The 23,323-nt window shown below is 53.2% G+C and carries 27 protein-coding genes; 11 read left to right on the top strand and 16 right to left on the bottom strand.

Translation table 11 applies throughout. The features are described from left to right. Nucleotides 1–20 precede the first annotated feature (20 nt). The 3 genes from CPA59_RS14440 to flgA form a co-directional block, all read right to left on the bottom strand. Nucleotides 21–458: a flagella synthesis protein FlgN gene (locus CPA59_RS14440; protein ID WP_107759794.1), complete on the bottom strand. Its 438-nt coding sequence runs from the start codon at nt 456–458 to the stop codon at nt 21–23. A 4-nt stretch (nt 459–462) separates the two neighbouring features. Continuing rightward, nucleotides 463–762: a flagellar biosynthesis anti-sigma factor FlgM gene (flgM, locus tag CPA59_RS14435; protein ID WP_038667902.1), complete on the bottom strand. Its 300-nt coding sequence runs from the start codon at nt 760–762 to the stop codon at nt 463–465. 144 nt (nt 763–906) lie between these two features. After that, complete coding sequence (gene flgA, locus CPA59_RS14430; protein ID WP_038919572.1) at nt 907–1,575, bottom strand: flagellar basal body P-ring formation chaperone FlgA; 669 nt, start codon at nt 1,573–1,575, stop codon at nt 907–909. 166 nt (nt 1,576–1,741) lie between these two features. Here flgA and flgB point away from each other — a divergent pair, with 166 nt between their 5' ends. The 11 genes from flgB to flgL all read left to right on the top strand — a co-directional run bounded on the left by flgB (nt 1,742) and on the right by flgL (nt 12,072). Beyond that, nucleotides 1,742–2,161, top strand: coding sequence for a flagellar basal body rod protein FlgB (gene flgB / locus CPA59_RS14425; RefSeq protein WP_033567706.1), 420 nt, complete (start codon nt 1,742–1,744; stop codon nt 2,159–2,161). A 33-nt stretch (nt 2,162–2,194) separates the two neighbouring features. Further along, nucleotides 2,195–2,599 carry a flagellar basal body rod protein FlgC gene (gene flgC, locus CPA59_RS14420; RefSeq protein WP_038919571.1) on the top strand — a complete coding sequence of 135 codons (405 nt, stop codon included), beginning with the start codon at nt 2,195–2,197 and terminating at the stop codon, nt 2,597–2,599. Nucleotides 2,600–2,611: 12 nt separating this feature from the next. Then, a complete protein-coding gene (flgD, locus tag CPA59_RS14415; RefSeq protein ID WP_038919570.1) occupies nt 2,612–3,283 on the top strand; it encodes a flagellar hook assembly protein FlgD in 672 nt (223 codons plus the stop codon). A 67-nt stretch (nt 3,284–3,350) separates the two neighbouring features. Continuing rightward, complete coding sequence (gene flgE, locus CPA59_RS14410; protein WP_038919569.1) at nt 3,351–4,550, top strand: flagellar hook protein FlgE; 1,200 nt, start codon at nt 3,351–3,353, stop codon at nt 4,548–4,550. 21 nt (nt 4,551–4,571) lie between these two features. Further along, nucleotides 4,572–5,327 carry a flagellar basal body rod protein FlgF gene (locus CPA59_RS14405; RefSeq protein WP_038919568.1) on the top strand — a complete coding sequence of 252 codons (756 nt, stop codon included), beginning with the start codon at nt 4,572–4,574 and terminating at the stop codon, nt 5,325–5,327. 26 nt (nt 5,328–5,353) lie between these two features. Next, nucleotides 5,354–6,136 (top strand): flagellar basal-body rod protein FlgG, encoded by a 783-nt coding sequence (flgG, locus tag CPA59_RS14400; RefSeq protein ID WP_038919566.1) that lies wholly within the window; start codon nt 5,354–5,356, stop codon nt 6,134–6,136. A 133-nt stretch (nt 6,137–6,269) separates the two neighbouring features. Beyond that, nucleotides 6,270–6,986, top strand: coding sequence for a flagellar basal body L-ring protein FlgH (locus CPA59_RS14395; protein WP_033112348.1), 717 nt, complete (start codon nt 6,270–6,272; stop codon nt 6,984–6,986). A gap of 16 nt (nt 6,987–7,002) precedes the next feature. After that, nucleotides 7,003–8,112 (top strand): flagellar basal body P-ring protein FlgI, encoded by a 1,110-nt coding sequence (locus CPA59_RS14390; RefSeq protein ID WP_038919565.1) that lies wholly within the window; start codon nt 7,003–7,005, stop codon nt 8,110–8,112. After that, entirely contained in the window at nt 8,112–9,062 is a 951-nt protein-coding gene (gene flgJ / locus CPA59_RS14385; protein WP_038919564.1) for a flagellar assembly peptidoglycan hydrolase FlgJ, read from the top strand. The genes CPA59_RS14390 and flgJ overlap by 1 nt, the downstream gene beginning before the upstream one ends. A 126-nt stretch (nt 9,063–9,188) precedes the next feature. After that, complete coding sequence (gene flgK / locus CPA59_RS14380) at nt 9,189–11,111, top strand: flagellar hook-associated protein FlgK (protein ID WP_038919563.1); 1,923 nt, start codon at nt 9,189–9,191, stop codon at nt 11,109–11,111. 31 nt (nt 11,112–11,142) lie between these two features. Continuing rightward, nucleotides 11,143–12,072 (top strand): flagellar hook-associated protein FlgL, encoded by a 930-nt coding sequence (gene flgL / locus CPA59_RS14375; RefSeq protein WP_038919562.1) that lies wholly within the window; start codon nt 11,143–11,145, stop codon nt 12,070–12,072. 168 nt (nt 12,073–12,240) lie between these two features. Here the strand turns inward: flgL and fliR are convergent, their stop codons facing one another. The 13 genes from fliR to fliF form a co-directional block, all read right to left on the bottom strand. Then, nucleotides 12,241–13,023: a flagellar biosynthetic protein FliR gene (gene fliR, locus CPA59_RS14370; protein WP_049855049.1), complete on the bottom strand. Its 783-nt coding sequence runs from the start codon at nt 13,021–13,023 to the stop codon at nt 12,241–12,243. A gap of 2 nt (nt 13,024–13,025) precedes the next feature. Further along, entirely contained in the window at nt 13,026–13,295 is a 270-nt protein-coding gene (gene fliQ, locus CPA59_RS14365; protein ID WP_013318499.1) for a flagellar biosynthesis protein FliQ, read from the bottom strand. A 43-nt stretch (nt 13,296–13,338) separates the two neighbouring features. After that, nucleotides 13,339–14,037, bottom strand: a complete 699-nt coding sequence (fliP, locus tag CPA59_RS14360) for a flagellar type III secretion system pore protein FliP (RefSeq protein WP_369831436.1) — start codon at nt 14,035–14,037, stop codon at nt 13,339–13,341. A gap of 74 nt (nt 14,038–14,111) precedes the next feature. Further along, nucleotides 14,112–14,531: a flagellar biosynthetic protein FliO gene (fliO, locus tag CPA59_RS14355; protein WP_038919557.1), complete on the bottom strand. Its 420-nt coding sequence runs from the start codon at nt 14,529–14,531 to the stop codon at nt 14,112–14,114. After that, nucleotides 14,531–14,947: a flagellar motor switch protein FliN gene (fliN, locus tag CPA59_RS14350; RefSeq protein WP_038919556.1), complete on the bottom strand. Its 417-nt coding sequence runs from the start codon at nt 14,945–14,947 to the stop codon at nt 14,531–14,533. Before fliN ends, fliO begins: the two co-directional genes overlap by 1 nt. Then, a complete protein-coding gene (gene fliM / locus CPA59_RS14345; RefSeq protein WP_038667932.1) occupies nt 14,940–15,956 on the bottom strand; it encodes a flagellar motor switch protein FliM in 1,017 nt (338 codons plus the stop codon). The genes fliN and fliM overlap by 8 nt, the downstream gene beginning before the upstream one ends. A 5-nt stretch (nt 15,957–15,961) precedes the next feature. Beyond that, nucleotides 15,962–16,450, bottom strand: coding sequence for a flagellar basal body-associated protein FliL (gene fliL / locus CPA59_RS14340; RefSeq protein WP_038919555.1), 489 nt, complete (start codon nt 16,448–16,450; stop codon nt 15,962–15,964). 133 nt (nt 16,451–16,583) lie between these two features. Next, on the bottom strand, nt 16,584–17,906 hold the full coding sequence (locus tag CPA59_RS14335) for a flagellar hook-length control protein FliK (RefSeq protein ID WP_107759792.1): 1,323 nt from the start codon (nt 17,904–17,906) through the stop codon (nt 16,584–16,586). Nucleotides 17,907–17,908: 2 nt separating this feature from the next. Continuing rightward, nucleotides 17,909–18,349: a flagellar export protein FliJ gene (gene fliJ, locus CPA59_RS14330; RefSeq protein ID WP_038919553.1), complete on the bottom strand. Its 441-nt coding sequence runs from the start codon at nt 18,347–18,349 to the stop codon at nt 17,909–17,911. Nucleotides 18,350–18,357: 8 nt separating this feature from the next. After that, a complete protein-coding gene (gene fliI / locus CPA59_RS14325; RefSeq protein ID WP_038919552.1) occupies nt 18,358–19,728 on the bottom strand; it encodes a flagellar protein export ATPase FliI in 1,371 nt (456 codons plus the stop codon). After that, on the bottom strand, nt 19,728–20,483 hold the full coding sequence (gene fliH / locus CPA59_RS14320; RefSeq protein WP_100849787.1) for a flagellar assembly protein FliH: 756 nt from the start codon (nt 20,481–20,483) through the stop codon (nt 19,728–19,730). The genes fliI and fliH overlap by 1 nt, the downstream gene beginning before the upstream one ends. Beyond that, nucleotides 20,458–21,450: a flagellar motor switch protein FliG gene (gene fliG, locus CPA59_RS14315; RefSeq protein ID WP_013318489.1), complete on the bottom strand. Its 993-nt coding sequence runs from the start codon at nt 21,448–21,450 to the stop codon at nt 20,458–20,460. The genes fliH and fliG overlap by 26 nt, the downstream gene beginning before the upstream one ends. Continuing rightward, nucleotides 21,447–23,162 carry a flagellar basal-body MS-ring/collar protein FliF gene (gene fliF, locus CPA59_RS14310; RefSeq protein ID WP_038919551.1) on the bottom strand — a complete coding sequence of 572 codons (1,716 nt, stop codon included), beginning with the start codon at nt 23,160–23,162 and terminating at the stop codon, nt 21,447–21,449. Before fliF ends, fliG begins: the two co-directional genes overlap by 4 nt. Nucleotides 23,163–23,323: the final 161 nt, after the last annotated feature.

Below are 23,323 nucleotides of genomic sequence, written 5' to 3'. Positions count from 1 at the left end.
GCCGACTGGTTTAGTCCAAATTAGATACTGATTCGTCGGCCAGAAATAGAATTGCTTCGAGATTGACCGTCCGGTCCGTACAGAGACTGTGCGTGACGAGGTTTCAATACCGCCAGCGCTTTTTCGTTGTGATCGAGATGATAACCAAGCAGTAAGCCGTTATGCTGGTTTTTATCGCGCAAAGATTCACTTAACGCGGTGATCTGTTGCCAGGTTTGTTCCAGGGCCGCATGGCTAGAGTAAGGCGCTTTTACTCGCAACACTGATTCTCCCTGCAGGCGAATTTTATCCAAATGCTGGATAGTCGATAACAGAGAGCCCTTTTTATCGGTAATCACTTGCAGAGCTGGCCCATCAACATGGCCTGCACAAAGCAACAACTGCTCATCAGACAGCACAACTTCGAGTTCACGCATGTTGAACAGCAGTTGCTCCAGCAGCTTTACAAGTTTTTCCATAGGGTTAGTCGCCTGCGATTAAGTCCTGAGCATCTTTAATTAATGCATCAGCAATTTTACCGACGTTCATTTTTAATGAACCGTCACGAATAGCCTGCTTCAGGGTTTCTACGCGCTGCATATCGATGTCCTGCGACGACGGTTGCATCAGCTTGGACTGCGCATCGCTCAGTTTAACCTGAGTACCGGTCACACCGCTTTGCTGCCCGGTTTCTTCCTTCCGCTTCAATTTTGCTACGTCGCCGGTATCCCGGGGTTGAACCTGGCTTACCGGTTTGACTGACTGGGTCCGATCAATGCTCATGGTAGTGTGCTCGTGTCATGAAAAGTATAAATGATGATAATCAATGAGATAGCTAACACCATCTAAAACTGGCATTTATTTAACCAGTATATCATCAGCGACTATGTACATCATATCGGCAGCATTGAGCATTACTTTAGCAAATTATTGTGAGATCAGAATAATCCCATCGTCGGTTGCGATGCCTGATACGACCTGCCCTGAAGCCGTGCGTGCTCTGGCAGATTGGCCCGAAGCCGCATTGTTCATCGCCTTTCCTTCGCTGCGTACGTTAAAACCATCCCCCTGGGCCAGAATCTGCACGTTTTGCCCAGCGCGGATCACCCAGGGTTTTCTAATCATCACCTGGGTGATGGGCTGGCCTGGGGCGATATCCCGCAGCGCCACCGCGCCCTGGGCCTCTTCCGGGGTGAACAAGGCGCGGGGAGGGAGTTGATCGATCCTGCCGCGGATGGTTCGAATATCGCCGGACGTCAGTTCTGTTCCCCGGCTGACCGGAGCCGCAGCGACCACATAGTTTCCAGTAACCTGCACTTCGACCTGAACGAAACGCCGTTCTTGGCTACAGCGAACCGATACTGAGAGATTGCCCCACATTTTGGCATTCCCCGGCAGTGAAATCTGCGGATTTTCACAAACGGGCCATTGGGCTTCAGGCGTCTTTACCACCACATTAATCGTATTGGACGAGCCTTTAAAATTATCCGAAAAAAAGCGGGAAATTTGTGATGCAAGATCGGCAGCATTCACCAGTACCGGGGCAAACAAGATACCCAACATCGATAACTGTATGTATTTTCTGATATCCGGCATCAGTCTTACGCTCTCCAAAAACCGTTTAATTTCACGGTATCAGTGTAACGGTACTTGCTTACAGTTAAGGCAATAAATAGCGCTTCATTTTATGTCTATTCTTGCGATGATTTTTACAGGATGAGAATTATCCTACCAGCACTAAAGTTTAAATTGCGGAGGGAGCATGCTCGATAAATTGGATGCCGCGCTACGGTTTCAGCAAGAAGCATTGAATCTCCGTGCCCAGCGTCAGGAGATTTTGGCTGCCAATATAGCCAACGCGGATACTCCTGGTTATCAGGCGCGTGACATTGATTTTGCCAGCGAACTGAACAAAGTCATGGAGCAAGGGCGTGCCAGCGGCCAGTCAGTATCGCTGAGCCTGACGTCTGCACGACACATTCCCGCTCAGACAGTGCAACCGCCCGAACTTGATCTGCTCTACCGTGTCCCGACTCAGCCGGCTCTTGATGGCAACACGGTTGACATGGATCGCGAACGTACCAACTTCGCGGACAACAGTCTCAAGTATCAGAGCAGCCTGACGCTTATCGGCGGGCAGATTAAAGGGATGATGTCGGTACTTCAGTCCGGGTCATCATAACAGCATTGGCGACAGATATAAGGTTGATGTCTCATGTCGTTACTTAATATTTTCGATATTTCCGGCTCGGCGCTCTCTGCCCAGTCTCAACGCCTTAACGTTAGCGCCAGTAACCTGGCTAACGCCGACAGCGTTACGGGACCCGATGGTCAGCCCTATCGCGCCAAGCAGGTGGTTTTTGAGGTCGATGCTGCTCCGGGGCAGGCGACTGGCGGTGTGAAAGTCGCCAAAGTGGTCGAAGATCCTTCTCCGGAAAAACTGGTCTATCAGCCGGGAAATCCGCTGGCCGATGCCAAAGGCTATGTCCGCATGCCGAATGTGAATCCTGTCAATGAAATGGTTAACACCATTTCGGCGTCCCGAAGCTATCAGGCGAACGTGGAAGTATTGAATACCACAAAATCGATGATGCTGAAGACATTAACCATTGGTCAGTAATCTGGAGAATTCATGGCTACCACATCTTCTGTCAGTGACGTCCAAAGTACTACATCAACGACGTCGACATCGTCTGTCAGCGGAAGTACCAGTGCTGACTTACAGAATAGCTTCCTGACTCTGCTGGTTGCTCAGCTGAAAAATCAGGATCCGACCAACCCGATGGATAACAACCAGTTGGTCTCTCAGCTGGCTCAGTTAAACACGGTGAGCGGCATCGAGAAGCTGAACACCACACTGGGGTCCATTTCCACGCAAATCAACAGCAACCAGTCCATTCAGGCCGCCTCATTGATTGGTCACGGCGTACTGGTGCCGGGCACCAAAGTGCTAGTCGGCAAGGAAACGACTACGCCGTTCGGCGTTGAGTTGGAAAATGCGGCGGAGAACGTGACCGTCAATATCACCGACAGTTCCGGCAAAGTGGTTCGCAGTATGGAACTGGGTTCATTGAGCGCCGGGGTTCATGCCTATTCCTGGGATGGCAAGGTCTCTGATGGTACGGCCGCACCAGATGGCGCTTATACAATTTCGGTTTCCGCTACCTCAAATGGTACTCAGCAGGTAGTAGAGGCTCTGAACTACGCGTACGTGAATGGCGTGGTCACCAATAGCAGTGGGGCATTACTGGACCTGGGCCTGAGCGGTCAGTCCACGCTGGATAATGTACGTCAGATTTTGTAGCAGTTACGGATATAACGCGCGTCACTTTTTTAGTGAATAACAGTTCATCAATATTCAGGAGAGCACTATGAGCTTTTCTCAGGCGGTCAGTGGCTTAAACGCTGCCTCTAACAATCTGGACGTGATTGGCAACAACATTGCCAACTCCGCTACCGTTGGTTTCAAAGCCAGTAATATCTCTTTTGCCGATATGTATGCCGGCTCCAACGTAGGTCTGGGGACCCGAGTTGCATCCGTACTGCAGGACTTTAGCAACGGTTCTATCACCGGTACGTCTCGTTCGCTGGATGTAGCCATTAACGGGAATGGTTTCTATCGTCTTCTTAACAGTAACGGCAGTGTGGTTTACAGCCGTAACGGTCAGTTCACCTTAGACAGCAGCCGTAATATCGTCAACGCGCAGGGGCTGCAGTTGACCGGTTATCCCGCCACCGGTACTCCGCCGACCATTCAGCAAGGTGCAGACCCGGTGGCGCTGAGCATACCGGAAACCACTATGTCGGCCAACGCGACGACCACGGCATCTATTATCGCCAACCTGAACTCATCGGATAGCACCAATACCTGGGACGCGACCGATCCGACCAATACCTCAAACTACAAGGGTTCCATCACTACCTACGATAGCTTGGGTAACGAGCATAACTTTGCGCTCTATTTTGTGAAAAGCGCCGCCAACAGCTGGAACGTGTACGCTCAGGATACCAGCATTACCGGCGCCGGTTTCCAGGGGCCGACCGCGTTGTCCTTTAATAACAGCGGTGCGCTGACGACGACGACGCCGGCGACGTTAACCATGGCGACGTTGAATGGTTCTGCCGCCAGTACCTTTACGCTTGCGTTTACCGGCACAGTACAGCAGAACAGCGGCTCCAATAGCACCAAGACGCCAACACAGAATGGTTATGCGCCGGGTGAACTGACCGGTTACAGCATCAGTAACGATGGTACGGTTGTCGGCTCTTATTCCAACTCGAAAACCCAGGTGCTTGGGCAAATTGCGCTGGCTAACTTCGCTAACCCGGAAGGGTTGTCTCCCCAGGGGGATAACGTTTGGGCGGCAACCAGTAATTCTGGTCAGGCGGTTGTCGGTCTGGCAGGTTCCGGCAACCTTGGCAAACTGGTTGGTAAGGCAACGGAAAGTTCCAACGTCGATATGAGTAAGGAACTGGTTAACATGATCGTTGCCCAGCGTAACTATCAGTCGAACGCGCAGACCATCAAAACGCAGGATCAGATTCTCAACACACTGGTCAACCTGCGTTAATTATCATAACGGGGATATTGCATGGATCACGCTATCTATACAGCGATGGGCGCAGCAAGCCAGACGCTGGAGCAACAGGCCATTACGTCGAACAACATGGCCAACGCCTCGACGCCGGGCTTTCGCGCGCAGCTGGCTGCGATGCGTGCTGTGCCGATCCAGGGGGTGACCAACGAGACGCGCACACTGGTGATATCATCAACTCCTGGGGCGGATACCACCCCGGGTTCGATGGATTATACCGGGCGTTCGATGGATGTTGCCTTGTCGCAGGACGGCTGGCTGGCGGTGCGTGCTGCGGACGGCAGTGAAGCCTATACCCGCAACGGTAATATGGAAATCAACGCCAACGGGCAGTTGACCATTCAGGGCAACCTGGTGATGGGCGACGGCGGCCCGATTGACGTTCCGCCTCAGACTCAGCTGACTATCGGCCCTGACGGTACCATCAATGCGTTAAACCCTAGCGATGCCGCGAACACGGTTACCCAGATCGGGCGCCTGAAGCTGGCCAAGGCGACGGGAACCGAAGTGACCCGTGGCGACGACGGGCTTTTTCGTGTGTCCCCTGCCGCGCAGCAGCAGCGCGGTGCGGTATTACAGAATGACGCAACGGTCAGGGTAATGCCGGGGGTACTGGAAGGCAGTAACGTCAATACGGTTGAATCGATGGTGGAGATGATTTCCAACTCGCGCCGTTTTGAGATGCAGATGAAAGTGATCAGCAGCGTTGATGATAATACGCAACGTGCTAATCAGATACTTGCAATGAATTAAGTGCCCTTGCGCACAGGAGTGACTCGATGATCCGTTCTTTATGGATTGCCAAAACCGGTCTGAACGCCCAGCAAACCAATATGGATGTCATATCCAACAACCTGGCGAACGTCAGCACCAATGGTTTTAAGCGTCAGCGTGCCGTATTTGAGGACCTGATGTACCAGACAGTTCGTCAGCCAGGGGCGCAGTCTTCAGAACAGACCACACTGCCGTCAGGTCTGCAACTGGGGACTGGTGTGCGTCCGGTGGCAACCGAGCGCATTCATACGCAAGGCTCCTTTTCCGAAACCGGTAATGTGAAGGATATGGCGATCAAGGGCGCCGGTTTCTTCCAGGTGCTGATGCCGGATGGAACCACGGCGTATACCCGCGATGGCTCTTTCCAGCAGGACTCCAACGGTCAGCTGGTGACATCCAGCGGCTTTCAGGTCCAGCCGGCGATCACTATCCCGGCAAACTCCAGCAACCTGACGGTTGGCCGCGACGGGGTGGTCACCGTGACTCAGCAGGGGCAGACTGCGCCGGTGCAGATCGGACAGCTGAACCTGGCTATGTTCATCAACGAGGCGGGCCTGGAAAACCTCGGCGAAAACCTGTATGCGGAAACCGCCAGTTCCGGCGCGCCGACTCAGAGCACGCCTGGCCTGAACGGAGCGGGTCTGATTTATCAGAAATTCGTTGAAACATCGAACGTGAACGTCGCCGAAGAGTTGGTGTCGATGATCCAGACTCAACGCGCGTATGAAATCAACAGCAAGGCGATTTCTTCCACCGATCAGATGTTGCAGAAACTGACCCAGCTGTAATCTTTCCTGGGTAATGCTTGTTAAATAGGGTGGCGTTTTACTGATTTGCGGCTGGAATGCAGATGGGTAAAGTGGCCACCTTGATTCAATATGTGGATAGATTACTGAAAGTAAGGCGATATCCGTAGTGATGATGAATACGAAGTCGGTTGCAGCGTTGCAGCCATGTCGGCCCCGTCTGCTGGCATACGTGATGATGTTAACACTGTCCGGTTGCGCCTATATACCTCATGACAAGGTGGTGACCGGGCCAACGACAGCGCAGCCTGCACCGCCTTTACAGGCTATTCCCAACGGTTCTATTTTCCAGACCGGGCAGGCGATGAACTATGGCTATCAACCGATGTTTGAGGATCGTCGCCCAAGGAATGTAGGGGATACGCTTACCATTGTGCTGCAGGAAAACGTCAGCGCGAGCAAGAGTTCGTCGGCGAATGCCAGTCGTGATGCTTCCGGCTCGTTCGGTATGACCACGACGCCGCGTTTGCTGGAAGGCCCACTGGGCAATAACCGGGCCGCATTTAACGCTACCGGCAAAGATGACTTTACCGGGAAAGGCGGCGCCAACGCGAATAACACCTTTACCGGCACTATCACGGTTACCGTGGATCAGGTGCTGACGAATGGCAACCTGCACGTTGTGGGTGAAAAACAGATTGCAGTTAATCAGGGAACCGAATTTATTCGTTTCTCCGGGGTGGTAAACCCAAGAACTATCAGCGGCAGCAATACCGTACCGTCAACACAAGTGGCGGACGCGCGTATGGAATATGTGGGTAATGGCTACATTAATGAAACGCAGACCATGGGCTGGCTGCAACGGTTCTTCCTTAATGTTTCGCCGTTCTAAATTGATGAGGCATACAATGCGGATCACTTCAATCTTTACCGTTCTTCTTGCTTTGCTGATGGTGGTGGCTCCGCCTGCATCGGCCGAGCGTATCCGCGATCTGGTGAGTATTCAGGGCGTGCGTGATAATGCCCTGATTGGCTATGGTCTGGTGGTGGGGCTGGATGGCACCGGTGACCAAACCACGCAGACGCCGTTCACCACTCAAAGTCTGAACAACATGTTGTCTCAGTTGGGGATTACCGTTCCGGCTGGTACCAACATGCAGTTGAAAAACGTGGCTGCCGTTATGGTGACGGCAAAGTTGCCGGCGTTTGCCCGTTCGGGACAACCGGTGGATGTTGTCGTTTCTTCGATGGGTAACGCCAAGAGCCTGCGCGGCGGTACGCTGCTGATGACGCCGCTGAAAGGGGTGGATAATCAGATCTATGCTATCGCGCAGGGGAACGTATTGATCGGCGGCGCTGGCGCATCCGCGGGCGGCAGCAGCGTGCAGGTAAACCAACTGTCGGGCGGGCGTATCAGCGGCGGTGCAATCATCGAGCGTGAACTGCCCAATACTTTTGGCACCGGCAATACCATCATACTGCAGTTAAATCAGGATGATTTCACCATGGCACAGAGCATCAGCGATGCCATCAACCGTTTTGGTCGCGGTGGTTCGGCAGCTCCGCTGGACTCGCGTACTGTTCGGGTTGTGGTGCCTGCCGGCAACAGCGCTCAGGTGAGGTTCCTGGCCGACATGCAGAATATTGAGGTGAATGTCGGCACGCTGGACGCCAAGGTTATCATTAACTCTCGTACTGGCTCGGTGGTCATGAACCGCAATGTCCAACTGGAGAACTGCGCGGTCGCTCAGGGCAACCTGTCCGTTACCATCAACCAGCAAAATGTGGTCAGTCAGCCGAACACGCCGCTGGCAGGCGGGCAAACGGTCGTGACACCGCAAACGGAAATCTCCATGCGTCAGGAAGGCGGCGCGCTGCAACGAGTCAACTCCAGTGCGAACCTGAACAGTGTGGTCAGAGCATTGAACTCGCTTGGCGCCACGCCGATGGATCTGATGTCAATTCTTCAGGCGATGGAAAGTGCTGGTTGCCTGAGAGCGAAGCTGGAAATTATCTGATGAGCGATATGAAGGCGTTTAACAATCCTGCTTATGAGACACAGTCGCTTAACTCGCTGAAGCGGGATGTATCCAGTCATCCCCAGAGCCGGGAAGGGATTCGCGCTGTGGCTAAACAGTTGGAAGGCGTCTTCGTGCAGATGATGATGAAGAGTATGCGTGACGCGTTGCCGAAAGATGGCATTTTCAGCAGCGATCAAACCCGCATGCTCACATCAATGTATGACCAGCAACTGGCCCAGCAAATGTCGTCGGGCAAGGGGCTGGGATTGGCTTCCGTAATTGAAAAACAGATGATGGGCCAGGGCATTGCCGGGAATGAACCCGCATCGACGGCGCCTTTCAAACCCGATGGTCAATTAGCCCGGGCCATGCCTTCGTTTGTGCTGGAACAGATGGTGCGTAAGGCCGTCCCCAAACTACCGGAAAAATCGTCGGCGTTACCGATGAGCAGCACCGACTTTATCTCCCGGTTGTCCACGCCAGCCATGCTGGTTAGCCAGCAAAGCGGTATCCCACATCATCTGATTATGGCGCAGGCTGCTCTGGAGTCCGGTTGGGGGCAGCGTGAGATTCCTACCGCCGATGGCCGTCGCAGTCACAACATTTTTGGTATTAAAGCCGGCAGTAGTTGGGATGGCCCGGTCACGGAAGTTACCACGACAGAATACGAGCAGGGCATCGCCAAAAAGGTCAAAGCCGCCTTCCGTGTGTACGGTTCTTATCTGGAAGCATTAAACGATTACGCCAAATTACTGACGCAGAATCCCCGTTATGCCGGTGTTTCTGCTGCGGCCACCGCAGAACAGGCTGCGGTGGCGCTGCAACAGGCAGGGTATGCGACTGACCCGGCTTATGCGAAGAAGCTGGTAAGCATGATTCAGCAGATGAAAAACTCGGGTGAAAAGGCGGTTCAGGCCTATACGCACGACCTGAGCGGGATTTTCTAATTTTCCTCAAGTTTTCAGCCCGTCTGCCGATAGCTATACAAGTTAATTTATAACGGCGATATCTTTTTGTGCCCGGTAATAGGTACTGCCCTGTCTGTGCATGAGTAAGAGTAAAAGGAACCCAGCATGTCCAATTTGATTAACACCGGAATGAGTGGTTTGAGTGCTGCCCAGGCGGCGTTGAGTACCGTCAGTAACAACATCAGTAACCAGGCTGTTACAGGGTATAGCCGTCAAAATGCACTGTTGGCACAGAACAACGGCACCAATCTTTCTGCCGGTTATATTGGCAACGGGGTCAGCGTTGTCAGCATCAATCGTGACTACAATGATTTCATTGCCAAACAATTACGTGCGGCACAGACAACAAGCAGCGCGACCACGTCGTATTACAGCCAGATCTCCAAGATCGATAACCTGTTGTCGAGCAGTTCATCCAGCCTGTCCACCACAATTCAGGACTTCTTTAAGAACCTGCAGAACCTGACCAGCAATTCCAGCGATTCCTCAGTGCGTCAAACCGTGCTGGGCAAAGCCGGAGCCTTGGTCAATCAGTTCAAGATTACCGATCAGTACCTGCGTGATATGGACAGCAATATCAATGGCGAGATTTCCATCACCGTTACGCAAATTAATACTTATGCCAAACAGATTGCTGATATCAACGATCAGATTATTCGTCTGAAAGGCGCCAATAACGGCGCGTCGCCGAATGATCTGCTGGACCAGCGCGATAACCTGGTTAATGACCTGAACAAGCTGGTTGGCGTGGATGTGGCGGTCCAGGATGGCGACATTTACAACGTTGCATTGAAAAATGGCCTGACCCTGGTTCAGGGCAAAAGCTACAATACGCTGGTCGCTACGCCATCCAGCACTGACCCGGCTCGCACAACTGTTTCTTACAACGATGCGATCGCCGGCGTGAGTGAAGTAAAAGAAAGCACCATTACCGGTGGTTCTCTCGGCGGTTTGCTCAATTTCCGTACCAGTACGCTGGATAGCGCCCGCAATCAGTTGGGACAGATGGCGCTGGCGTTTGCCGATGCTTTCAACCAGCAACACAAAGCCGGGTACGACCTGAACAATGATCTGGGCGGGGATTTCTTTGGCGTTGGCTCATCCGTCACGTTAAAGAGCGCCAAAAATACGTCTGCTACCGAATTGACCTCGTCCTATCTGAGCGATACTTACTCAATGCAGTACAACGGAACGTCATGGAGCGTTACCCGCTCTGACGGTACGACAGCAGCCTCAACCTTGTCCGGCTCTGCATTGACCTTTGATGGTTTCACTATCGATATTTCCGGTTCGGCTGCATCAGGCGATACTTTCAGTTTCAAAGTATCACCGGGGCAATCATCCATTTCGCAAACTGCGCCGACCGGCTCAACGTCCGCCGCTTCGTTGACGCGTAACGACACCAACTACATCAAGGCGAGCGACTATAGCGTCAAATTCGTTGGTCCGGCAGCTAATGACTGGTCGATCACGCGTTTGTCGGATGGTGCCGACCTGTCTTCCTCTGCGACGTATACCGCAGCCAGCGGTTCGACGTCGGCCAGCCTGATTTTTGACGGGATGAAACTGGATATCTCCGGTACGCCGGCAGCGAAAGACCTGTTTACGGTCAAGGGTGTTCGCGATGTCGTCGTGGATATGTCGGTGAAAGTGACGGATTCGTCCAAGATTGCGGCGGCCGGTGTTTCGCTGACGTCAGCCGGTGGTGGCGTGAGTGATAACACCAACGCTAAAGCGTTACTGAATTTGCAGACCAGCAAGGTTGTAGAGAATAAATCCAGTATCAGTCAGGCGTATGCCAGTCTGGTCGGGGATATCGGCAACAAAACCAGTACCGCCAAGGTTACCGATACATCACAGAAAAATGTGGTGTCGCAGCTGACTACTGAGCAACAGTCTGTATCCGGCGTCAATCTGGATGAAGAGTATGGCGATCTGGTTCGTTTCCAGCAGTATTACATGGCGAATGCCAAGGTAATCCAGACTGCTTCGACGATCTTTGATGCCCTGTTGGCGATCCGTAGCTAAATTTGTGACGAGAAACAGTAAGGAATAAGTTATGCGACTGAGTACCAGTATTATTTTTCAGCAGAGCATGCAAGGCGTCACAGATGGATTGTCATCCTTCAGCAAAACAGGCCAGCAGCTTGCCAGCAACACTCGCGTGTTAACCCCTTCTGATGACCCGATAGCGGCGTCCAAGGCTGTTATGGTCAACCAGGCGCAGGCACAAAACGAGCAATATACGCTGGCGCGCACCTTTGCTGAAAATGGCATGAATAGCGAATTGTCTGTGCTGACCAACGTGGCGACCGCATTGACCTCGGCCAGCACGACGCTGTTAAGCGCGGACGGTACAAAGAATGATAACGATCGCCAGCTTATTGCAACCTCTCTGCGCGGCCTGAAATCTCAATTGCTCAATCTGGCAAACAGTACGGATGGTAATGGCAGCTATGTTTTCGGTGGCTACAAGACCGACTCTCAGCCGTTTACTACCAATGCGTCCGGCACCGTTAGCTATGTGGGTGGTAATCAGGCAATTTCCCAGCAAGTGGATGCGGACCGTATCATGTCTGTCGGGCATATTGGTTCCGACGTATTTAACAACGCGAGCGGTACCGCGGACATCTTCGGTGCGCTGGATAGCGCGATTAGCGCGCTGGAAACTCCGCTGGAAGGCGCCACTGATGCTGTGAAGAGTGCCAATACTGCATCAATGAGCGCAGCCAGTCAGAGCCTCAAGAACGCGCTGACTAACGTGTCTTCTGCGCAGGCAACGCTGGGTGTTCAGCTGCAGGAGATCGATACGTTGGATAGCATTGGTACCGATCGTACTACGGCGAACAAACAGACATTGAGCGACCTGGTTGACATCGATATGGTTGCGACCATCTCCACATATATGATGCAACAACAGTCTCTGCAGGCTTCATATAAAGCCTTTAGCGATATGCAAAGTCTTTCGCTGTTCCAGCTTAATAAATAAAACGGAATAGCGACCCGTATTTGGATACGCTTAAACCGGGCGTATTCTTTTTGGCATGTCATCCTTAATAAGATGACATGCTTTTTTTTGCCGTGTATTTCGCAATGCGAATCAGGCCATTTTGGATAAGCCGGTAAGGTGGAGGAAGATACCGAATGAATGGGCGGGTTACCCGGCAAAGCGGCTTAATAAGTCAGTTAATAAATCGTAGGTTTCGCCGAACAGTTTTTCTGCATAAGGCGAGAGCAGGAAGATCAGAAAACCCACGGTGATGATCCCGGCGAAGAGGGTGATGGGAAAGCCGATGGCAAAGATGGTTAGCTGTGGCGCGAGCCGGCTTAATAAGCCAAGCGCCATGTTGATAGTCAGCAGCAGTGTGATGAGGGGCAGGGCAAGCATCAGCCCGTTAGAAAATATCCTTCCGCCAGCCTCGGCCAGGGTCATAAATACGTTACCGCTGATCGGTTCGGCATTGATGGGGATGGTGTGAAAACTGTCAACCAGCAGCGATATCAACCATAGATGCCCATTCATGCTCAGAAAAAGCAGCAACGCCAGCAAGTTCATGAACCGTGCAACCACCGGCATATTCGGGCCGCCGCTGGGGTCAAAGAAGGTCGCAAACGAAAGCCCCATCTGCAGACCGATAATCTCACCGGCCAGACGGATAGCCGCAAACGCCAGTTGCATAGCAAAACCCAGCATCGCGCCTATCAACACCTGCTGACATAGCATCCAGACACCGGCAGCGGAAAATATTGGAATCGAGGTGTGGGGAATGCTCGGTGTAATGACAATAGCGATCAGCACTCCCAGACCGATCTTTACCCGACGAGTGATAGAGCGTTCGCTAAAGATCGGCGCGGTACTAATAAGCGCGAGGATCCTGACCAGTGGCCAGAAAAACTGGTTGAACCAACCGATCATATCGATGCTGCTGAGGGTGACCATGTCTATCCAATCATGTTGGGAAATTGGCTGAACATCGTGCGCATATAATCAAGAATGACGCTGAGCATCCAGGGGCCGGCAACCACCAGCGTGAAAAATACCGTCAGCACTTTGGGAATGAATGACAGGGTCATTTCGTTGATTTGTGTGGCTGCCTGGAGCAGGCTGATAATCAAGCCGCTGACCAGTGCGGCGACAAGAGGAGGGCCTGCCAGCATCAGCGCTATTTTCATTGCTTCATAGCCTAAAGCCATGACGGATTCAGGAGTCATACAGGCATTCCTCTGATGTGGTGAACAGCAGTAACCGCATCGACTAAGTATAGAAACTCTGGGCCAGCGACCCCAGCAACAATTGCCACCCGTCAACCAGCACAAAGAGCATCAGCTTGAATGGTAACGAGATGGTGGCCGGGGGAACCATCATCATACCCAGCGCCATCAGTACACTGGCTACAACCAGGTCGATCAGCAGGAAAGGAATGAAAATCGTAAAACCGATCTGAAAGGCGGTTTTCAGCTCGCTGGTAACATAAGCCGGCACCAGTACCCGCATCGGAACCGCTTCCGGGCCTTGCAGTGAGGGAATCTGCGCCAGACGGGTAAATAAAGCCAAATCCGCTTCCCGGGTTTGCCGGAGCATGAATTCACGCAACGGCTGCGAGCCTTTTTCGATAGCCACTTCCATACTGATTTTATCTTCACTGAACGGACGATAGGCTTCGTCATAGATACGGTTCAGTACCGGAGACATCACAAAAAAAGTCAGAAACAGACTCAGTCCCAGCAACACCTGGTTGGGCGGCGCGGTTGGCGTTCCCAATGCGTTGCGCAGCAGGCTCAGGACGATGATGATACGGGTAAAACAGGTCATCATCAGCAATACCGCCGGAATAAAACTCAGCGATGTAATGAAAACCAACGTCTGAATCGGCAATGACCAGCTCTGCCCGCCGTTAGCCAGGGGCTGGCTGATAATACCGGGCAACTGCGCCAGTGCATGGGGGGCGATCATGAACAGAATGGAAGCCGCAGGATAACGTAGCAGGCGCAGCCATGCGGAGAAAGAAGTCGGACGCAGGGTGGTACTCATTCGGTTTTTTCCGGACGCGTGGTCGCTTTCTTGAGAAACTGGAGAAAATCGGCTGGCGCAATTTTTTCTGCCGATGCCGCTGCGTTGCCAACGGGACGCGCGGGCAGGGTATGTAAATGGGTGATCTGCTGGGCGGTTACCCCTAATACGAGCCAGGTATCGTCGACTTCAACAATCACGATACGTTCGCGTTGCCCGACTAGGCAAGACGACACCACTTTCATAACATTGCCGCTTTTGACCTGCGGCGCGATACCCAGTTTGCGTAACAGCCAGGCGACCAGCAAGATCAACAACAGCACACCGCACAAGGCGGTGCCGATTTGCGACAACAGCGCGCCGCCGGAAATAACGGATTCAGCAGCCGCGGGCGGCTGCTGAATGGTAGAGACAGTCTGTTGTGCGGTACCCGTCATTAACGGCCTAACCTGCGCATACGTTCTGACGGCGTAATAATATCGGTGATACGTACGCCATACTTGTCAGAGACGACCACGACTTCACCTTGAGCAATCAGATATCCGTTAATCATGATATCCAGCGGCTCACCGGCCAGGCCGTCCAGCGCTACCACGGAGCCCTGCGACAAACGCAGCAACTCTTTGATGGTCATTTTGGTGCGACCGAGCTCGACCGTCAGTTTGACCGGGATATCCAGAATCAGATCGATATCCTGCATTGAACCCTGCGTGTCCTGCACATCAAAGTTCTTAAAAATACCTTCGGTACTACCCGGCGCGCTTTTTTCTGCCGACTGCTGCTCGCTAAATGCATCAGCCCACAGATCGTCCACGGAATCCGTTTCTTCGGACGGTTTCTTGATGTCACTCATTGAGCGGTTCCTCGTCATTCAGAGAATTTAAAATGGGGTTAATCAAGTGTTCAACACGCAAGGCATATTGACCATCTAACGTACCGTATTGACAGGTCAGCACCGGCACGCCATCAACATGAGCCACCAGGCGTTCAGGTTTATCAATCGGCAAAATATCTCCGGGTTTGAGTTTCAAAACCTTTGACAGTCGAACCGGGATATCGACAAAGTTGGCAACCAGCTCCAGCTCCGAGTGCTGTACCTGCTTTGCCAGTGTTTCACGCCAATGCTGGTCTTCCTGCTGAGAGTTTTCCAGCGGCGGGTTAGCCAGCAATTCGCGTAAAGGCTCAATCATGGAGAACGGAATACAGATACTGAATTCACCGGTCAAGGTCCCGATTTCCAGATGGAAAGGGGTCGTCACCACGATATCGTTCGGCGATGTGGTGATGTTGGTGAATTTTACCTGCATTTCCGAACGCACATATTCCACATCTAATTTATAAATCGCATTCCAGGCATCACTGTAAGCTTCGAGCGCCAGTTTAAGCATCCGGCGCACAACACGCTGCTCGGTATGCGTAAATTCACGACCTTCAACCTTGGTGGGGAAACGACCGTCGCCGCCGAACAGGTTGTCCACGGCAATAAAGACCAGGCTGGGGGAGAACACAAACAGAGCCGTGCCGCGCAGCGGCTTCAGATGTATCAGGTTGAGGTTGGTCGGAACCGGCAGGTTACGCGCAAACTCATGATACGGCTGAATCTTGATAGCACCGACAGTAATATCCGGGCTACGACGAAGCAGGTTGAACAGCCCCATACGGAACTGACGTGCAAAACGTTCGTTGATGATCTCCAGCGCCTGCAGACGTTCACGAATGACGCGCCGTTGTGTATTGGGATCGTAGGGTTTGACATCCCCGTCTTTCTGCGAAGCAGCGTTGCTGGCATCAGCGCTACTATCGCCACTGTCACCGTTTAGCAGAGCGTCAATCTCTGCCTGTGAAAGAATGCTGTCACCCATAGTGATTACCGCAAAATGAAAGCAGTGAACAGGACATCGCTGACTACCTGGTTAGGTTGTCCAGGAACCAGCGGTGGGCTTAATACCTGCTTGATATCTTCAACCAGTTTTTGCTTGCCTTGTTCCGTTGCCAGAACAGAAGAGCTCTGACGAGAAAACAGCATAATCAAACGACTGCGAATTTCCGGCAGATAATTGGTCAGGCGCGCACGGGTCGCTTCATCCGGCAGTCGCAGGGTGATCCCCACATACAGCACCCGATCCGGGTTGTTATCCGGAGATAACAGGTTAACGGTGAATGTATCCAAAGGCATGAACACCGGCGCTGGCGGCGGAGGCGGTTCGCTAGCTGCCGTTTCGGCTTTTTTCTGACTCAATAACCACCAGCCGGCACCCGCTGCGGCAGTGGCTGCCAGGGCGATAACAATCAAGAGTATCAGCCAGAGGGACCTCTTATTACCGCCTGACTGGGCTTTCTTATTAGACGTAGCCAATGATATATCCTGTTATTTATCAGTATCTAATGGCAAAGTCAGCCATTAGATAAATGCGTGATATCACGATTATCCCGCCTATTCACCGCTTCAATACAATGAATAAACAATAAAAAAAGCGTTAACTTCTTCATTAGGCAAAGATATCGACGCCATTAATACCTGTTGCCATTGACTGCAGCTGTGCCGGGACCGCCAGCGGTTCAACTTCGGCGGCGGTATGCTCGGATTGGCCGAATTGCTGCTGATAAGACGAGGCGTTGCCGCCGCCGTTACCATTGGCGTTGCTTGCCACTTGCTGCTGTGACTGCTGCCAACTGCCGGCATCCGACCCTACACTGCTCTGCCCCAGGTTGATACCGCTCTCGGCCATCGCGCTGCGCAGGTGGGGGAGGGCGGACTCCAGTGCGGAACGCACCTGGCTGTTACCGGAAACCAGGTGAATTTGCGCCTGATTATCTTCGATTTTCAGCATGATATGCAGTGAGCCCAACTCTTCCGGGTGAAGTTTCAGCTCAGCGGTCTGCTGCCCGTTACGGCTAAACATCACGACCTGCTGACCCAGCGCATCATTCCACTGCTGAGTACCCAGCGGCGCGTTGATCTGGCTGGTTACGTGCTGGGCTGCGGGTTGCGTTGGCGTGGCGTTGCTGGCGAACAGCGACGACAGCGTCTGCAATGACGAGTTGGCGCTGGCATCGGCCGGTGCCGATGCGGCTATCGGATTACTGGCGCTGTCTTCCTTACGGGATGTCAGCAGAGTGCTATCTTTGGACTGGTCAACTGCCTGCAATCCGGTATTTTTGGCCGCGGCAGAGGTGCTCACGGCAGTCAGGGACGAGGCCGTCGAGCTATCCGTTGTTGCGGATGCTTTCAGTGTAAAATCACCTTGTGACGATGAATCGCCGGTTTTTGCCGAACCCAGCAACGAACTCAACACGCTGTTGCTGGTCTTGCCGTTTTTCAACTCACTCAATCCATCGGATAAAGACGGGTTGGACGCCGTGCCTTCAGTTGCCGCTTTTGTCTGCGCCGTAGTTTGTACCGGAATCATGGCAAACAACGCTTGCATAGCCAGCGCATCGGTATCAGTCGCTTTCTCGTCCTTTGCACTGACTTTCTTCTGAGCCTTGGCCAGCAGCGATTCAAGGGAATTGCCTGATTGCAAGTCAGCCAGCGTCAACGTCCCTTTAGTCAAGGCGCCCAGAATGGCATTCAATTCGTCACTGTTTGCTTCAATGCCGCTTTTTGCCAATGCGTCTTTGAAGTCGGCGCTTTCCTGATCGCTGATAATGGTTTTTTTGGCGGACTGTGCCGTTGACAGTTTCTGCGAGAGCAACTGAACAAAATTTTCCGGTAGCTGGTCTTTGCCCAGCAGCGCAAGTAAGGAATTCCCCTGAGGCGCAGTTGTGCTTGCATCAGTCGTTGTGGTGATCGGCATTGCTGGCAAGTTCATAATTATGTTTTCCTCATTGATGCGCGTTGGGCGAATTCATCCATCCGCTTTTGTTCCAGGCGATTTTCATGCGCCAGCATTTTAGTCTGTTCACGCTGTTGCAATGTACTAAATGCATTCAGTCGCTGCTGCTTTTCCTGCCAGGCTTTCATCGCCTGATTCAAACGAGAAGTCCAATTTAATAACTGATGCTGGTGCTGCTCAATCGCTTTTTCCAGAGTCAAAATAAATTGCTGATAATTTTGCCAGGAGGTATTGGCCATGCCTTCGGTCATTGAGTCATTAAGCCGCTGGCGATAATCATCATGGTAACCTAACAACGCATTAAGTTGCTGTTCAGCCTGCAAATAGGCTTTTTGTACCTGACCCAGATGCGTTGTCGCAGCATCGACCTCTTTTTGGGCCAAATCACGCAGCATGACGAAGGTAGATTGAGTTCTCATTCACCCTCCTACCGATTATACGGGAAAATGTTATCCAGTGCCTGACAGGCTTCCTCAAATGAGCTTCGCTCAAACATTCCCTGCTGCAAAAAATGTTGCATCTGCGGATAAAGCTGTATTGCCCGATCAAGCAACGGGTCGCTACCGGCGGCATAAGCGCCGACATTAATCAGATCGCGGTTGCGCTGATAACTGGATAACGACTGCTTGAATTGCCTTACCGCAGAATAATGGTTTTCATCTATCAACGCCGTCATCGCACGGCTAATAGACGCTTCGATATCAATAGCCGGATAATGTCCGGACTCTGCCAATTGGCGGGACAGCACGATATGGCCGTCCAGAATGGCGCGAGCCGAGTCGGCGATCGGGTCCTGCTGGTCATCGCCTTCGGTCAGCACCGTATAAAACGCGGTGATTGAACCGCCGCCGGAAATACCGTTGCCCGCACGCTCTACCAGCGCAGGCAATTTGGCGAAAACCGAAGGCGGGTAACCTTTGGTTGCCGGCGGTTCGCCAATAGCCAGTGCGATTTCACGTTGAGCCATCGCATAACGCGTCAGCGAATCCATAATCAACAATACATGATGACCACGGTCGCGGAAATCTTCTGCGATGCGCGTAGCATAAGCTGCGCCCTGCATACGCAGCAGGGGAGAGACATCCGCCGGGGCGGCGATCACCACAGAGCGCGCAAGCCCTTCGGTGCCGAGAATGTTTTCAATGAAGTCTTTAACTTCGCGCCCACGTTCCCCAATCAGGCCGACTACGATCACATCGGCTTGAGTATAGCGCGCCATCATTCCGAGCAGCACACTTTTACCAACACCGGAACCGGCGAAAAGCCCCATACGCTGACCACGGCCCACCGTCAGCAATGCGTTGATGGCTCGCACGCCGACATCCAGAACGTGTTCAATCGGCGTACGCTGGAGCGGGTTGAACGGCGCGGTCACCAGTGGCGCGGTGTAGCCGGTATCAGGTGCAGGAAAACCATCCAACGGTTTGGCGCTGCCATCCAGTACGCGGCCCAGCAATGCCGGACCCAGCGGTAGCTGCTTGCCCTGACTGCTGCCGGAAAGACCAACGCGTTCATAGACCCGGGCTCCCGGGATGATCCCTTCGACTTCTTCAAGCGGCATCAGAAATAGTTTCTGGCCGTTAAAACCGACGACTTCACTTTCCACTTCGTCAACCTGATTGCCGTTCTGACGTTCAATCAGGCAGGTCGAACCCAGCGGCATGTGCAGGCCGGTCGCCTCAAGCACCAATCCCGTCGCACGCGTCAGCCGTCCATAACGGCGTATTGCAGGCGTATTGGCGATACGCTTTTCAAACGTATCAATAGAAGAGAGCCAACGGGAAAGACGCACAGTCATCAGAGTTCTCCCGGTGCTGCCAGTCGGCAAAGTTCATGCCAGCGGGTGGCAATGCTGGCGTCCAGATCCCCTTCTTCGGCGCTGACTTTGCAGCCTCCGGGATGCAATTGGTTATCTGCCAACAACCGCCAGCCGTGAAGGCTGAGGGTAGGGCCGAGGTGTTGTTCCACCCGCTCCAGGTCCGATGGGTGCACACGCAATTGCGGCTTGCCGCTGAACATGGGTTCCTGCTGGATCAACTGCTGTATTTGCCCCATTAGCGCAGTGCCGTCACAAACCGGCGACTGACCAATTACCTGCTTGGCGGCGGTTAAGGCCAACTGCATCAGGCGTGAGACAATGACGCTGTCCAGAGCGTCCAGCGTTTGCTGGAATTCATTGACCATCTGTTGCATCTGGGCAATAACCGGTTGCTGCTGCTGAGCCGCATCCTGTAAACCCTGCTGTGTGCCGGTCTGGAGTCCGTCCTGATAACCGGCGGCGTAACCCTGTTGCTTGCCTTCGGCAAACCCGTTTTCCCGCGCCTGCTGCAGCACCTGTTCGCGCAGGGTTGCCAGATCATCCTCCGACTGCTGAAAATCAGACATGCCGAAGAAGTCGTTGTCTCCCGGTTGCGCCGACGGCGAAGCCGGAGAGGACGATGCCGACGTCCCCACATCCGCGACAGCGGGTGTGGGGGCGGAAAGGTCATCCAGTTTCCACGGCTGCCAGTCAAGATTGCTGGAAGAATTAGACAAACGCGTCATCACCACCACCGATAATCATTTCGCCGCTGTCTGCCAGTCGACGTACAATGAGCAAAATGGCTTTCTGTTCGTTTTCCACCTGGGACATACGTACCGGGCCACGAGTTGCCAGGTCGTCGCGCAGGATTTCCGCCGCACGCTGCGACATGTTACGCAGGAACTTCTCGCGCAGCGGCTGTTCGGCACCTTTCAGCGCGATCAGCAGAGACTCGGATTCCACTTCCTGCAGCAGACGCTGGATACTGCGGTCGTCCACTTCCACCAGGTTTTCGAACAGGAACATTTCGTCGATAATTTTCTGTGCCAACTCGCCATCGAATTCGCGTACGGCATCGATAACCGCTTCTTCGTGCTGCGTTTTCATCAGGTTGATGATCTCTGCCGCAGTACGAACACCACCCATCTTGCTGCGTTTGAGGTTTTGACCGTCCAGCAGCCCGTTAAGTACTTCGGTCAGTTCCGCCAGAGCGGACGGTTGCACCCCGCCGAAGGTGGCGATACGTAGCATAACGTCATTACGCATGCGCTCGTCGAAGTGAGCCAGAATATCCGCCGCCTGTGCGCGTTTGAGGTGCACCAGGATGGTGGCGATAATCTGCGGGTGCTCGTCGCGGATAAGGTCGGCGGCGCTTTGCGGCTCCATAAAGTTGAGCGTTTCCATACCGGTAGAGGTTTCCTTGCTTTCAAGGATATCTTCCAGCAGGCTGGAGGCACGCTCTTCACCCAATGCCTTGACCAGGACAGAACGAAGGTATTCGCCGGCATTCACACCTAACGCCGCATACTGCTCGGCCTCAATATCAAACTCGCGCAACACTTCCAGCAACTCAGACTGAGAGACCTGTTTCATGTTGGCCATCGCAGTACTGAGATGCTGCACCTCGCGGGTTGAGAGGTGCGTAAAAACTTCTGCCGCACGGTCTTCACCGATAGTCATCAATAAGACGGCGCTCTTTTCTGTACCTGTCAGACTCATAGTTCGTTACTCATCCAGTGGCGGATTACCAGCGCGACGACGCGAGGATCATTTTCGGCCAGTTCACGGATACGCTGACTGTGCATTTCTGCATGGGCCCGCTGCTCGGATTTCCGATGCAATTCTTCTTCCATCGTGCTGAGCGTGACGGTGACATCCGCATCCTGACCGCGCAACGAGGCGGCCGCTTCGGCTGCTTCCTGCAACTGCGCACGTCTCTGCAACTGCGGACGCACCAGTTTACGATACAGAATCCAGCCAACAATCAGTACCAGCAGCCAGCGGCCTACTTCGGTCAGCAGATCGAAGAACACCTGTTTCTGCCAGAAGGGCAGTTCGCCGCCAGTGGCGTCTGTAATGGTGAACGGTGTATTAACCACGTTCAGGGTATCACCGCGGTCACCGGAGAATCCCATGGATTCACGAACCAGCGCTTCGATTTTCTTCAGTTGTTCATCATTGAGCGCTGCCGGCTTGCCGTCCTCGCCCTGCGTGTAGTTAACCACGACAGCGACAGACAAACGCTGAATATTGCCGGTGTTTTGTTTGGTGTGCCGAATGGTGCGATCAACTTCATAGTTGATCGTCTGATCGTGGCGGCTGTTGTAGGTTTGATTGGCCGCGTTGCCGGCAGAAGATGTCTGGTTATTGGTTCCCGCCGCGTTAGCATTGGCGTTGTTGGCATTGTTCGCGTTATTAGCGTTATTTGCCGGCGGGGTAGAAATGGGCGCGGTCGGCGCCGGTGTCGGTGTATTCGATAATGCGCCAGGTACGCCGCCTACGTTAGGACCACCGCGCTGATCGCTCTGACTGGTTTGCTGAGAGCGCACCGCAGCCTGATTCGGCGTCTGGTTAGGTTGATACTGTTCATCAGTCTGTTCGCGGCTGGCGAAGTCGATCTGGGCGGTGACTTGCGCATGGACATTGCCTGCGCCGACCACAGGCGTCAGAATCGCTTCAATCCGGCGCTGGTAATTGCTTTCGACTTCATTGGCATACTTCAGTTGCGCGGCATTGAGGTCGCGCCCAGAACTGTCATTTTGCGTCAGCAGTTTACCGGTCTGGTCAACGACGGTGACCTTGTCGGCCGGCAGGCCTGCTACGCTGCTGGAAACCAGGTAGGTAATGGCGCTAATCTGGCTATCGTCAAGCGCCCGGCCCGGTTGCAGAGTAACGGTAACTGCGGCGGAAGGGGATTTCTGTTCGCGCACGAACAGCGACGGCTTGGGAATGGCCAGATGTACGCGTGCATTCTGGATCGGCCCCAGGGTTTCCATGGTTCTCGCCAGTTCGCCTTCCAGCGCGCGTTGATAGTTGATCTGCTCGCTGAACTGGCTGATGCCGAATTTTTCCTGGTCAAGCAGTTCAAAGCCAACAGCACCGCCTTTCGGTAACCCTTGCTGGGCGAGCTTCAGACGGGTTTCATAAACCTTGTCCGACGGGATCATGATGGCCGCGCCGCTTTCGGTGAAGCGGTAAGGGATATTCATTTTGCCCAGTTCGGAGACAACACTACCGCCATCACGTTCATTGAGGTTGGTGTACAGCACCCGATAATCGGGGCCGCGAGCCCACAATGACAGGGCGACAACAATCGCAATAGTTGCAGCGGAAGCAATCAGTAACGGGATTTTAGGGTTGGCACGCAAACGGTTGAGTATCTCGCCAAAGCTTTTCCCACCGGTTGCGGCGCCGGATGTTAAGGCGTTCATACTCTATCTCTGCCTGGTTGCTGAACGATATGGGTAACGTTGTAACGTAACAAAACAGAACTCCCTGATTGCGCAATCATAAAAACTCATCGCCTACATTTACCGGCATGCCATTATTTTCCGTTACGCAAAATTTGATGGGTCGATAAGCTGGCATTTTT

The organism is Dickeya sp. Secpp 1600 (assembly GCF_003049805.1).
Taxonomy (GTDB): Bacteria; Pseudomonadota; Gammaproteobacteria; order Enterobacterales; family Enterobacteriaceae; genus Dickeya; species Dickeya fangzhongdai.
The sequence above is the reverse complement of the archived record's forward strand: the minus strand, read 5'-3'. Positions and strand labels throughout refer to the sequence as shown.